The organism is Fundidesulfovibrio putealis DSM 16056, from assembly GCF_000429325.1.
Classification (GTDB): domain Bacteria; phylum Desulfobacterota; class Desulfovibrionia; order Desulfovibrionales; family Desulfovibrionaceae; genus Fundidesulfovibrio; species Fundidesulfovibrio putealis.
The window spans coordinates 124,605-136,925 of sequence record NZ_AUBQ01000004.1 but is presented as its reverse complement, the minus strand read 5'-3'; the positions used below and the strand labels follow the sequence as shown (position 1 = coordinate 136,925).

The 12,321-nt window shown below is 65.1% G+C and carries 10 protein-coding genes, 1 tRNA gene and 1 other RNA gene; 9 read left to right on the top strand and 3 right to left on the bottom strand.

What is annotated here, in order from left to right; genetic code table 11:
- The first annotated feature begins 122 nt into the window (after positions 1-122).
- From hisD to ffs, 9 genes are all read left to right on the top strand, one after another.
- Entirely contained in the window at positions 123-1,427 is a 1,305-nt protein-coding gene (gene hisD / locus G453_RS0103555; RefSeq protein ID WP_027189934.1) for a histidinol dehydrogenase, read from the top strand.
- Positions 1,428-1,448: 21 nt separating this feature from the next.
- Positions 1,449-2,345, top strand: a complete 897-nt coding sequence (locus tag G453_RS0103550; RefSeq protein ID WP_027189933.1) for a phosphoribosylaminoimidazolesuccinocarboxamide synthase — start codon at positions 1,449-1,451, stop codon at positions 2,343-2,345.
- Positions 2,346-2,499: 154 nt separating this feature from the next.
- Positions 2,500-4,557 carry an acyl-CoA dehydrogenase family protein gene (locus G453_RS0103545; protein WP_027189932.1) on the top strand — a complete coding sequence of 686 codons (2,058 nt, stop codon included), beginning with the start codon at positions 2,500-2,502 and terminating at the stop codon, positions 4,555-4,557.
- A 219-nt stretch (positions 4,558-4,776) separates the two neighbouring features.
- A complete protein-coding gene (locus tag G453_RS0103540; RefSeq protein WP_027189931.1) occupies positions 4,777-6,633 on the top strand; it encodes a 4Fe-4S ferredoxin in 1,857 nt (618 codons plus the stop codon).
- 226 nt (positions 6,634-6,859) lie between these two features.
- A complete protein-coding gene (locus G453_RS0103535) occupies positions 6,860-7,666 on the top strand; it encodes an electron transfer flavoprotein subunit beta/FixA family protein (RefSeq protein WP_027189930.1) in 807 nt (268 codons plus the stop codon).
- Positions 7,667-7,728: 62 nt separating this feature from the next.
- Complete coding sequence (locus tag G453_RS0103530) at positions 7,729-8,754, top strand: electron transfer flavoprotein subunit alpha/FixB family protein (protein WP_027189929.1); 1,026 nt, start codon at positions 7,729-7,731, stop codon at positions 8,752-8,754.
- 249 nt (positions 8,755-9,003) lie between these two features.
- Positions 9,004-9,768 carry an enoyl-ACP reductase FabI gene (locus G453_RS0103525; RefSeq protein WP_027189928.1) on the top strand — a complete coding sequence of 255 codons (765 nt, stop codon included), beginning with the start codon at positions 9,004-9,006 and terminating at the stop codon, positions 9,766-9,768.
- Positions 9,769-9,840: 72 nt separating this feature from the next.
- Positions 9,841-9,934, top strand: a tRNA-Ser gene (locus G453_RS0103520).
- A gap of 4 nt (positions 9,935-9,938) precedes the next feature.
- An RNA gene (gene ffs / locus G453_RS26990) (signal recognition particle sRNA small type) lies at positions 9,939-10,034 on the top strand.
- 40 nt (positions 10,035-10,074) lie between these two features.
- On the opposite strand, the gene G453_RS0103515 is transcribed toward ffs, so the two are convergent.
- From G453_RS0103515 to miaA, 3 genes are all read right to left on the bottom strand, one after another.
- Complete coding sequence (locus tag G453_RS0103515) at positions 10,075-10,695, bottom strand: hypothetical protein (RefSeq protein WP_156920790.1); 621 nt, start codon at positions 10,693-10,695, stop codon at positions 10,075-10,077.
- 66 nt (positions 10,696-10,761) lie between these two features.
- A complete protein-coding gene (locus tag G453_RS0103510) occupies positions 10,762-11,328 on the bottom strand; it encodes a DedA family protein (RefSeq protein ID WP_027189926.1) in 567 nt (188 codons plus the stop codon).
- A 12-nt stretch (positions 11,329-11,340) separates the two neighbouring features.
- Complete coding sequence (miaA, locus tag G453_RS0103505; protein ID WP_027189925.1) at positions 11,341-12,294, bottom strand: tRNA (adenosine(37)-N6)-dimethylallyltransferase MiaA; 954 nt, start codon at positions 12,292-12,294, stop codon at positions 11,341-11,343.
- Between the last annotated feature and the right edge of the window lie 27 nt (positions 12,295-12,321).

The following is a 12,321-nucleotide window of genomic DNA, read 5'->3' as shown; positions in this document are numbered from 1 at the left end:
TTCGCACGGCGAATATTCTTCAAATTCGAAAACGTTGTTTCCGCTAACATACCACCCCGGCACTCGACAAACACCCCCTTCTTCATCTATCAAACCCGCCAACGACGCCACTCGGAGTCCAAATGCCCTGCCCACAGATCACATACCAGCGTCCCGAAGATTTCGCCCCCCTTCACCTCAAACTCAAGGGCCGGGAGAATCCCGACCAGGCCGTGGAAACGCGCGTGCGCGAAATCCTGGCCTATGTGCACGCCCAGGGCGACGAAGCCCTGGTGGACTTCACCCGCCGTTTCGACTGCCCCGGCTTTACTGCCTCCATGCTGCGCGTGACGCCCGAGGAGATCGCCGCCGCGCGCGGGCAGGTCATCGCCTCGGACATGGACATCTTGCGTGAAGCCGCCGACAATATTCGCTCTTTTCACGAATCCCAGAAGCAGAAGTCCTGGTGGACCACCCGCGAGGACGGCACGATCCTGGGCCAGATGGTTCGCCCGGTGGACTCCGTTGGCCTGTATGTGCCCGGAGGCCAGGGCGGTGAAACGCCGCTCATATCCTCGCTGCTCATGAACGCCATCCCCGCCCAGGTGGCCGGGGTGGAACGCATCGCGGCGGTGTCCCCGCCCCGCAAGGACGGTTCGCTGAACCCCTACATCCTGGCGGCGGCCTCGCTTCTGGGCATCACGGAAATCTACCGCACCGGCAGCGCCTGGGCCATCGCCGCCCTGGCCTACGGAACCGGGACCATCGCCCCGGTGGACGTGCTGGCCGGTCCCGGCAACATATTCGTCACCACGGCCAAGCGGCTGCTGGTGGGCCAGGTGGGCATCGACATGATCGCCGGCCCCAGCGAGATCGTCATCCTGGCGGACCAGACCGCCCCGCCCGCGTGGCTGGCGGCGGACCTGTTGTCCCAGGCCGAGCACGACCCGCAGGCCGCGTCCATCCTGGTGACGGACAGCCCGGAGGTTGCCCAGGCCACGCTCAAGGAGCTGGCCGAACAGCTGGAGCGCCTGCCTCGCAGCGAGATCGCCCGCAAGGCCCTGGCCGACTGGGGCGCCGTGGTGGTCGTGCCTGGGCTCAAGGAAGGCATCGAGCTCGTTAACCTGCTGGCCCCGGAGCACCTGGAGCTGGCCATAGCCGACGGCTGGAGCGTGCTCGGCGAGATTCGCCACGCGGGCGCTATATTCCTGGGCTGCGGCTGTCCCGAACCCGTGGGCGACTACTTCGCAGGCCCCAACCACGTGCTGCCCACCATGGGCAACGCCCGCTTCTCCTCGGCCTTGTCCGTGGAGACCTTCACCAAGAAGTCGAGCCTCATCGCCGCGCCCCCGGCCTATGCGCGCAGGCACGGGGCCAAGATCGCGAGACTCGCGCGCCTGGAGGGGCTCGAAGCCCACGCCCGGTCCGTGGAGTGCCGCAACGTTTAATTTCCCGGAGGAGTTCCCGACATGCAAGTGGTCAACACCACCAACATCACCGAGTACCCGCTGCTCTCGCGCGGCAAGGTGCGCGATATCTATCAGGTCTCGGACGACACCCTGCTGATCGTCACCACGGACCGACTCTCCGCTTTCGACGTCATCCTGCCGGACCCTGTTCCGTTCAAAGGCGTGATCCTCAACAAGATCACCATCTTCTGGATGGAAAAGTTCAAGCATCTGTTGAAGAACCACCTATTGGCCACTGAGCCCGCCGACTTCCCCGCGCCCCTGAAGGCTCACGCGGACATGCTGGAAGGCCGCGCCGTGCTGGTGCGCAAAGCCAAGCCCCTGCCCATCGAGTGCATCGTGCGCGGCTACATCACCGGCTCCGGCTGGAAAGACTACAAAGCCACCGGCACGGTCTGCGGACACGCCCTGCCCGCCAGCCTGCGCGAGTCCGACAAGCTGGAGAAGCCCCTGTTCACCCCGTCCACCAAGGCGGAGCTTGGCCAGCATGACGAGAACATCACCCTGGACCAGGCCAAGGCCATGATCGGCCAGGAGCTGTTCGACAAAGTGCAGGACACAGCCCTGGCCATCTACTCCCAGGCCCGCGACTACGCGGCCGAGCGCGGCATCCTGGTGGCTGACACCAAATTCGAATTCGGCACCATCGACGGTGAGCTGATCCTCATCGACGAGGTGCTCACGCCCGATTCCTCCCGTTTCTGGCCCGCCTCGGGCTACGCGCCCGGCCAGGGACAGCCCAGCTTCGATAAGCAGTACGTGCGCGACTGGCTGGAATCCATCGGCTTCAACAAGAAGCCTCCCGCGCCCAACATGCCCGCCGAAGTGGCCCTGCGGACCCAGCAGAAGTATCTGGAAGCATACGCAGCCCTGACAGGAGAGACCCTGGCTTTCTAGAGGGTCATGGGATAGGGGATATGGGAGAGGGGGAAAATCTCCTCTCAAGTCCGGCCCTTAACATTGACGCGACGAAGGCTATCGCTTAATTCGTCGGTTTTTCGAGCCGCGTCCGGTCGGCTTGCTCAACACACAAGGTGAGATAGGAACAATCATGGAGACTCTTCGCACGCTTCCTGGCGATGACGTACGCCAGATCATGTGGCGCTTTGCCGACCGCTACGATATCCAGATGGCACTGCAATCCGCCCGTTCCCTGGCCCGCACCCTGGTGGCCCGCCTGGTGGCCGAGGGAGCGCGCAACACTCACGAGTGGACCGACCACAAGGCACAGCTCCTCGAAGCGTTCGACACTTCCGGTTTGACCGCCCTGTTCATGGAACCGCACCAGGGCGGCTTTATCGAAGGCCCGAAAAACCTGGCCCTGGCCCTGGTTGCCTTCGAACTCTCCTGGGTGGACGCAGGGGCGGCCACCTGCTCCCTGGCCACCAACCTGGCCCTGGCTCCCATCCACGAGCGCGGCACCCAGGAACAGCGCGACTACTACATGAGCAACTGCGTCCCGCCCCAGCCCGGCGAGGACCGCAAGATATTCCGTGGGGCCTTCGCCCTCACCGAGCCGCTGCCCTACGTGGGCGTCGAGACCAACACCCTGGTGGGCAAGGTCCGCGTGGCCGAGTGGGAAGACGGCAAGGAGCCCATGCTCCAGGTGGACAAGCGCGGTCGCTTCATCACCGGCATGGACTTCGCCAACTTCGCCACCTGCGCCGTGGACACCGACGACCCGCGCATCAAGACCTCCTGCATCGTCATCGTCGAGGACACCGACGAAGGCCTGTTCGATCGCGGCGCGCCCACCCTCAAGATGGTGCACCAGCTGTCCTCCACGCGCGACCCCGTCTTCAACCTGAAGGTCCCGGCCAGCCGCATCGTGGGCGGCTACACGGTGAAGGACGGCGTCATCGTCCCCAACTACACCCACTCCGAGATCATCGGCGCGGTGTTCCATCGCACCCGCGTGCCCGTGGCCCTCATGAGCACCGCCAAGCTCCTTTCCGCCGTGGAGCCCGTGATCCGCTACCAGCGCCAGCGCTATCGCGGCGGCGACGCCGTGGCCGGAACCCCCAAGTACGACCTGGGCATCCAGCAGAAGCCCGACGCGGTGCTGCGCCTGGCCGACATCTGGGCAACCGGCGAGGCCGGAGCGTCGCTTGGTTTTGAGACCGCGCGCCTCTTCGATCAGCTCGACCCTACCGAAAAGGCCAAGGACAAGATCATGGCCGAACGCGGCGTGGTCGGTCCCAAGTCGCAACTCTCCGCTCTTCGCAAGGTGGAGAAGCTGGCCATTGAATATCTGGCCCTTGAGTCCATGCCCGAAGACAAGCGTGACGCCGCCCGCTTCCAGGAACTGGGCGAGGACACCCTGGTGCGCTACGTGCTGCTGGAGTCCCTTGCCAACATCCTGTGCCCGGCCTGCAAACTCTGGAACACCGGACACGGCGCCACGGTCATGCGCGAATCACTGGCCCTCATGGGCGGCTACGGCATCACCGAGGACTGCCCCGGCTTCCTGTTCCACAAGTGGGCCGACACCCAGCTGGAGGCCACCTACGAAGGCCCCGAGGCCGTGCAGCGCCGCCAGCTGTCCATCACCATGACCAACGAGGTCTTCCTGGCCAAGCTGCGCATCTGGATAGACCAGTTCACCCTGCTGGCCCAGGAAAAGCCCGAGACCGGTGCGGGCATCGTGGCCAAGGCGATGGAGCTGTGGCTCTGGACGCTTGAGTTCCTGCACCGCGCCAAGGACCCCTCGGGCGCGCGCCTCTATCACAACCGCCGCCAGAACGTGACCTTCCCCATGGCCGACGCCCTGTGCTGGATCATGGCGTCGCGCTGCCAGGTGGCGGACCTTCTGGAGTTGGCCGAAAAAGGCCCCGAGAACCCCATCGTGGCCGAGGGCCTCGAAGGGACGCTGGGATTTTTGAGCGATCTGTCCATGGTGCAGGCCGCGCGCGCCGCTGGCGAATGCGCCCGCATCTGCGCCACCATGGTCAACGGTTTCGGTCCCCAGGACGAAGCCGAGCTTACCGCCTTCGACAAGCTGCGTTCCCAACTGGACCGCTCCCTGTCCGGAGCAGCCCTGGCCAAGGACCGCGCGGGCTACGCCCTGACCCAGGTGATGATCCCCGAGGCGCTCGACTACCCCATGTAGTGGTCTTCGGACTCGTCGAATATGCTTTATCGGTCGCCGGGGGATGGCCCCCGGCGATTTGTTACGACTGACGGCGCACGGTTTTCCACCGCCCACCCGGCACGCCTCCAGGAAAGCCTTTGCCATGCGAGGGATTTTTCCGTTGGAATCCCCGCATTTTTGCGTCATGCATCACTTCAGCCTTTTCGGGCTCCGTGAACTTTTTCGAGAGGTAGGCTAATGTCCGACATCGAACGCCAGAGCATGGACGTAGACATCGTCTGCGTCGGATTCGGCCCGGCAATGGGCGGTTTTCTCACCACCCTGTCGCGCGGCCTGACCTCCGAGGACGGCAGCCCCGTCGCCGAGAGCACGGCCATGCCCGGCATGCCTCTCCAGATCATCTGTTACGAGCGCGCCGACGACATCGGCGCGGGCGTGTCCGGCGTGGTCAGCAAGGCCCGCGCCATCCGCGAATCCTTCCCCGGCTTCGAGCCCTCGCAGGTGCCCCTGTGCACGGAAGTCACCCACGAGAAGGTGGTCTACCTGCTTGACCCCCACGGGGCCAGCCGCCGCCAGGACCTCCTGGACATGAAGGATTCGCTCATCCGCGCCTTCGGCCCAAGCCTCAAGTTCCTGAAGGACGAAGCCGTCGAGCTGCCCTTCATTCCGCCGTTTTTGCGCAAGGAACCTGGCTTGGTCTTTTCCATCGGCCAGTTCAACCAGTGGGTCGGCTCCCAGATCATGGCCGAGGGACAGGCCCAGATCTGGCCCGGCATGCCCGTGTCCACCGTGCTGACCGAGCGCGGCAAGGTTGTGGGCGTGCGCCTTTGCGACCAGGGTGTGGACAAGTCCGGCCAGCCCGACGCCGGATTCATGCCCGGCATGGACATCAAGGCCCCCCTGACCGTCATCGGCGACGGCCCGGTCGGCCCGGTGGGGCGCGACCTGGACGACGCCATGGGCATGCCCCACGGGCATCACCGGCGCGACTGGGCGCTTGGCATGAAGATGGTGGTGGACTTACCCGAGAGCTGCGACCTGCCCGAAGGCTTCGTGCTGCACACCCTGGGCTACCCCGAGCCGGACATTTTCGGGTTCCTGTACGTGCTGTCGGACCGCGTGGCCTCGCTCGGCATCTTCGTACCTTCCTGGCTGGACCTGCCCGTGCGCAGCGCCTACCGCTACATGCAGCACTGGCTGACCCACCCCTACCTCTGGAAGCACCTCAAGGGCGGCAAGATGCGCTCCTGGGGGGCCAAGTCGCTTCTTGAGTCCGGACGGCGCGGCGAGCCCTGGCTGGCTGGCGACGGTTACGCCCGCATCGGCGAGGGCTCCGGCACAACCAACGTGCTCACCGGCTCCGGCGTGGACGAGGCCTGGATGTCCGGCGTGCAGCTGGCCGAAGGCGTTCTCGAGCTCATCAAGGCCGGGAAGCCCTTCAGCCGCCAGAACCTCAAGGACACCTACGTGGCCCGACGCCGCGTCTCCACCCTGGAGGCCGAGGCAAAAATCGCCGAGAAGTCCCGCGACGGCTTCGGCAAGGGCTTCATCCAGGGCCTTCTGGGCATGGCGATCGCCGGGTACACCGACGGAAAGTTCAACATGCCCGGCGACCACCGCCGCCCGCACGAACGAGTCCCAAGCATCGAGGAGACCTACTCGCCCCAGCTGACCGCCGAGGAGATCAAGGCCCTGCGCGAAGAGTGTCAGGCCAAGGGCGAATCGCTGCACGACGCCATCATGGACCGCATCGGCTGGCCCAAGATTGAATACGACGGCGAAATGCTCATCTCCCACCAGGACGCCCTGCTCCTGGGCGGCAAGGTGCAGGCCCCCTTCGGCTACGCCGACCACGTGGTCTTCGTCGATCCCGACGCCTGCCGCCGCTGCAACGAGAAGATCTGCATCGAGATGTGTTCCGGACAGGCCATCACCACCAACCCCGACGACGGCGTGCCGCTGTTCGACCGGGAAAAGTGCGTGCACTGCGGCGCGTGCCTGTGGAACTGCTCCAAGCCGCACCCCACCGACCCGGAAAAGACCAACGTCGAATTCCGCGCTGGTGCCGGCGGGCTGCATTCGGCCGAGAACTAGAATCGGGGCTTCGCCCCGGACCCCACCCGGGCTCTGCCCTGGACCCGCCAGGGGGATGATCCCCCTGGACCCTCAGTAGGGGGTGCCGGATGATACGAACGAATTTCGACGCGAAGCTATAGAGGATTCCAAAGGAACGAAGTTCCTTTGGCGGGAGAGTCCAGAGAGGGTAGCGCCCTCTCTGGCCGCCGGAGGCCCTTCCCATCCCAATCGTCAAGGAGAACACATGAGCGTAGGCTATCATATCGTCGTCTGCGGCGGCATCGTGCCCGATCCGCTCCAGACCCTGGAACCCGTGAAGGGTCCGGCCGGGTGGGGCCTCAAGAACGAGCTGATGCTCCCCGCCATTCTGGACCCCTGGGCCGGTCACGCCCTTTTTGAAGCCGCCAACCTGGCCAAGTCCGCACCCGGCAGCAAGGTCTGGCTGGTGAGCATGGGCCCCAAGGCCAAGCTCCAGCAGGTGATGATGACCATCGCCCAGAAGGTTCCCTTCGAGCTGGTGGTGCTGGATGGCCCCGCAGGCGGCTTCGTGGAGGCCCACGAAGTGGGAACCGCGCTGGCCGAAGCCATCGAGGCCCTCCCCGGCCTGGACAAGTCGAAACTTCTGGTGTTCGGCGGCTGGCAGTCGGCCTCTCGCGGCGCTGGCGCCACCATGCAGATCGTGGGCGAGAAGCTTGGCATCTTCGACCAGTTCCAGGGCGTGGACAAGCTTGAAGCCCGCGCCGACGGAACCATGCGGATTCTGGAGCGCGTCGAAGGCGGCAGCTACCAGGAATCCGTGGTTGCCGGTCCCCCTGCGGTGCTGGGCTGGGCCACGGGCGAGCTGCCCGAGCCGCCCAACAACCCCCAGGTGGGCATGCAGAACATGCGCCTGGTGATGCCCGCGCTCCAGAAGGCCAAGCCAGTAAAGATTGACGGCGGCCCTGAGTACGCGAAGGTCGAGATTCCCAGCCAGAAGCGCGAGACCCGCATCGTGAAGGACACCCCGTCCGAGGTCATCGCCAAGGAAATCATCGACTGGCTTGGAGCCTAGCCCCCAGACCACGATAGACTGGCAATCCGGGAATGATCGTTCCCGTTAAGCCGGAGGACTCTATGGACAAGATTCTTTTCGTCGCCCAGACCGAATGCGACGGTTTGCTGGGCAAGGCTTCGCTGGAAGCCCTGGCCGCCGCGAAGTCCCTGGCCGGACAGTTGAACGCCGAACTGGCCGTGGGGCTGGTGGGCGCTGACGTCAAGGCCGCCGCCGACGCCGTCGCCGGATGCGGCGCTGCCGCGTTTTACGGCGTTTCCGGCGCCGAGTACGCCACGGCCCGATACGCCACCGACGCCGCCGCCCTGGCCGCCCTGTGCACCGCTGCCGGATCCAACATCGTCATCGGCGCGGCCACCTCGCGCATGAGCCGCGTGCTGCCCGGCGTGGCCGCCCGCCTGGGCGGACGCTCCGACACGGGTGTCACCGCGCTCAGCGTGCAGGACGGCAAGCTCATGGCCACCCGCTGGTACTACCGCCAGCGCATGTTCGCCGAATTGACCCGCCAGGAGCGCCCCTGGTGTCTGAGCCTCTCCACCGGCTGTGTGGCCCCCTACGAAGGCGCTGCCGGGAGCGCAGAGGTCACTGGCGTGACCCCGGAGCTTCCCGCCGCAGGCGTTCGCACCGAGGTGACCTCCATGATCTGCCCCTCCGCAGAGGAGCAGACCATCCGCCCCGACGCGGCGCTTCTCTTCGTGGCAGGCGCTGGCTGGACCAAGAAGCAGGCTGATGGCGTGCCTCATCTCACTGAGGCCGAACAGATCATCCTGGGCTTCCTGGGCAAAATGCAGGCATCGCTCGGCACGTCCAAGTCCCTTGTGGACCTCTCGGGCGAGGGCCAGCAGGTGATGTCCTTCCTGACGCACATGCATCAGGTCGGCCAGACCGGCTCCACCCCGCGCCACGCCAAGGGCCTGGCCACCTGCTGCCACGGCGAGGAGCCCCACACCGTGGGCTGGCGCTTCATCGGCGAGCGCCGCGCCATCAACCTGGACGCCAACTGCGGCTGGGCCCAGGGCAAGGCGGACGTGCTCTACGTGGCCGACGCCTTCGACGTCATGCGTAAAGTCCTGGAGATGATGCCCTAGACAGCCTCGCCTGAATTGAGTATCCGACGCCCCCTGGCACATGCCGGGGGGCTTTTTTTTGCTTCCACCCTGCAATGTCCGACGACTTTGGGACTTTGCGAACAAGCACGAAAAAACCTTGCATAATCCCGCTCATGTCATATTCAAGTCACATTTGCCTTTTAGGCGCACTCTAAACCATCAGACCATCCCGTTCCAGGCGACTGCTTGAGCAGTGCACGCCGGAATTTTTCATTCAAGGAGACACTCATGATTCTCAAGGACAAGAAAGCCCTGATATTCGGCGTCGCCAACGACCGCTCCATCGCCTACGGCGTGGCCAAGGCCTTCAAGGAGCAAGGCGCGTCCCTGGCCTTCGGCTATCCCGGCGAGGCCATCCGCAAGCGCGTGGAGCCCCTCAGCGAGGAACTGGGCGGGGACTTCACTTTCCCCTGCGACGTTACCAAGGATGAAGACATCCAGGCCGCCTACGAAACCGTGCGCGAGAAATGGGGTCAGGTGGACATCCTGGTGCACTCCGTGGCCTACGCCCAGCAGGAGGACCTCAAGGGCCGCTACGTGGACACCTCGCGCGCCGGATTCGCCCTGGCCCTGGACGTGTCCGCCTTCTCGCTTGTGGCGCTGTGCAAGGGCTTCGAGCCGCTCCTGACGCCCGAGGCCTCGGTGATGACCATGTCCTATCTGGGAGCCGAGCGCGTCATCACCTCCTACAACGTGATGGGCGTGGCCAAGGCCGCGCTGGAAGCAAGCGTCCGTTACCTTGCGGCGGACCTCGGGCCCAAGGGCGTGCGGGTGAACTCCATCAGCGCAGGGCCTGTCAGGACGCTGGCTGCTTCGGGCATCGCCGGATTCAAGGGTTTCCTGCCTATCGTGGAGGAGCGCGCGCCGCTCAAGCGCAACATCACCCTGGAAGACGTGGCCGGAACAGCGGTTTACCTGGCGTCCAACCTGTCCAGCGGAGTGACCGGCGAGGTCATCCACGTGGACAGCGGTTTCAGCATCATGGGGATTTAAAACTATTTTTTGAGCATGAAGCACTTTTTACTTGCCAAGGCAGGGGGGTTGGGATAATTCCCTTCGTCTCGCGGAGAGGTGACCGAGCTGGCCGAAGGTGCACGATTGGAAATCGTGTGTAGCGGCAAAACCGTTACCGAGGGTTCGAATCCCTCCCTCTCCGCCACATTTCAAGGAAGCCAGGCGGCGAAGGCGCCGCCAACCCCGCCAGGCCCGAGAGGGAGCAACGGTAACGGTTGCTTTTGGGTGCCTGGTTTCCTTCAAAGGCCCGGTTAACGCCGGGCCTTTTTCATTTCCTCTGCATGGCTACTGCCTGCGAAAAATATCCTGCGACACCCGCCCCACTGCGCGGCAATAGTTCCAGTCTATTGCCCCGCACACCACGGCGCTGGCCAGGGGAACAGCCTTCAGCAGTATCCCCGCCGCCTGCTCGCCGCCTTGCGCCATCATGCGCACGCCGACGCCCGTCCCGATGTCGGCCAGCACCTTTTCGGACAATTGCGCCGCGCTGCGTTCCAGCAGCATGGTCGTAAAACGCACGCCCAGGGTCTTCAACAAATCCACGGCCCGACGTCCGGCCATGGAAAGCCCCACAAGCACCCGGACCTTGTGGCTGCGAATGTCGTGACCGTAGACCAGGGCGACGGCGGCGGCCAACCGGGCCTGATAGGCAAAGGATGTGTAGGCGTTGGCCGGGATGGCCAGGGGCAGGGTCATGATGCCGCCCAGGTTGGTGACGGCGGTGCATAAGGCGTTCTTTCGGGCTTCGCGCCGGATGAGTGTGTCCACGCGCTGGTCCGGGCTCGGAAAGCTCCTGTTCTCCAGGTAGCTCACCGCCAGTTCCCAGGAGGAACTCAAAGGGGGCAGCCCCTCTATCCCCCGGTCCACCGCCGCGTTGAAGACCTCAAGCGCCCTTCTTCCGAGCATGCTCATGCTCTTCGAGTAATCCTTCCGTGCGCAAGCGCAAGCCTTTTCAGCAAAGGATTACCTGATTCAGTCCGGACGGCGGTTGCGACGCCAGCGCCAAAGCCCCAGGCAGACGGCGCAAATCGCCAAGACGGCCAGGGCAGCCTCTTCATAGCGCTTCAGATCGCTCATCATCAGGTCCAGGGTATGACCGAACAGATAGCCGACGCCGGTGAGCAGCACAGCCCACAGCATGGCCCCGATCACGTTGAAGAACAGGAAACGCCAGAAGGCGATGCCGCCCGCGCCGATGGCCATTGGTCCGGCGATGCGCAGCCCGTAAAGAAAACGGACCAGGATGATGGCAGGTCCGTGATAACGGCGCAGGAGCGCGTTGAAGCGCTCGATGCGCGGCGTGAAACGCGGAAAACGCGTGAGAAGTGCGTTGCCGTAGCGCCGCCCGATCAGAAAGAACATCATGTCGCCCAACGTGCCGCCGCAGACGCCGCAGGCAACCACCAGCCCCAACGCCAAGTATCCCTGGTGGACCGCGAATCCGGCCAGCAACAGGATGGTCTCGCCCTCCAGGAGGCTCCCGGCGAACACCGCCAGATACCCGTACTGCTCAAGCAACTGAGACGGCGAAACGTCCATCCGGGCCCCCCGTCAGCCCTTCCCGGGCGACGATGCCTGGGCTTCCAGCCAGCCGTGCGCAGAATCCGCCATGGCCCCGGGCTGGCCCGGCCCGAACCAGCGCACCTCCGGGTCCATCTTGAACCATGTCATCTGCCGCTTCGCGTAGGCTTTGGTGTTGGCAAGCCACAGCGCAAGGGCTTCCTTCAGGCTGATCCTCCCGAGAAGGTGCGCGGCCAATTCGGCGCACCCGATGCCGGAAAGGCCGGGCGCGCGCTCGTCCAGCCCGCGCTGGTGACAGGCGTCCAGGGCGGCGCGGACTTCCTCCAGCGCCCCCTGTTCAAGCATCAGGGTGATGCGCCGGGCAAGCCTTGCGTCCAGGTCCGGCTTGCCCATGCGGATGCCCAGCTTCAGGCAGCGGATGTCCACTAGTTTGGTCGTGGCCCCGTGCCAGTCGGTAAAGGTCCTCCCGGTGGCCTCGTGGACCTCCAGGGCGCGCGCCACGCGCTGGCGGTCATTGGGATGGATTTTGTCCGCGTAGGCCGGATCGATCCGGCGCACGCGCTCGTGCAGGAGTTGCGGCCCCAGGCGGTCCACCTCGTCCAGGATCTTCTCCCGGATGGGCTGGGGGATGTCCGGGATGGGGGCGATCCCCTCCAGCAAAGCGCGCAGATAGAGCCCGGTACCGCCCACCAGGATGGGCATGCGCCCCTGGGCGGCCACCTCGCGGATCACCGGCGCGGCCAGTTCCGCGTAAATCCCGGCAGAGATGGCCTCGCCGCACGGCAGGAATCCATAGAGATGATGCGGGCAGCGGGCCTGCTCCTGCGGCGAGGGCTGGGCGGTGGTCACTCCCACTCCCTGATACACTTGGCGGGAATCGAAGTTCACCACGGAGCCGTTGAAGGCGTCCGCCAGCGCCAGCGCGGCCTCGGTCTTGCCCGTGCCGGTGGGGCCTAGCAGGCACAGTGCCGTGATTCCGCTCATAGGGACAACATGTGGAGCGGTCGCTGG

Bases quoted from the DNA above. Each gene is read 5' to 3' on its own strand.
- hisD (WP_027189934.1), top strand. From the start codon at position 123: ATGCCCTGCCCACAGATCACATACCAGCGTCCCGAAGATTTCGCCCCC.
- G453_RS0103550 (WP_027189933.1), top strand. From the start codon at position 1,449: ATGCAAGTGGTCAACACCACCAACATCACCGAGTACCCGCTGCTCTCG.
- G453_RS0103545 (WP_027189932.1), top strand. From the start codon at position 2,500: ATGGAGACTCTTCGCACGCTTCCTGGCGATGACGTACGCCAGATCATG.
- G453_RS0103540 (WP_027189931.1), top strand. From the start codon at position 4,777: ATGTCCGACATCGAACGCCAGAGCATGGACGTAGACATCGTCTGCGTC.
- G453_RS0103535 (WP_027189930.1), top strand. From the start codon at position 6,860: ATGAGCGTAGGCTATCATATCGTCGTCTGCGGCGGCATCGTGCCCGAT.
- G453_RS0103530 (WP_027189929.1), top strand. From the start codon at position 7,729: ATGGACAAGATTCTTTTCGTCGCCCAGACCGAATGCGACGGTTTGCTG.
- G453_RS0103525 (WP_027189928.1), top strand. From the start codon at position 9,004: ATGATTCTCAAGGACAAGAAAGCCCTGATATTCGGCGTCGCCAACGAC.
- G453_RS0103515 (WP_156920790.1), bottom strand. From the start codon at position 10,695: ATGCTCGGAAGAAGGGCGCTTGAGGTCTTCAACGCGGCGGTGGACCGG.
- G453_RS0103510 (WP_027189926.1), bottom strand. From the start codon at position 11,328: ATGGACGTTTCGCCGTCTCAGTTGCTTGAGCAGTACGGGTATCTGGCG.
- miaA (WP_027189925.1), bottom strand. From the start codon at position 12,294: ATGAGCGGAATCACGGCACTGTGCCTGCTAGGCCCCACCGGCACGGGC.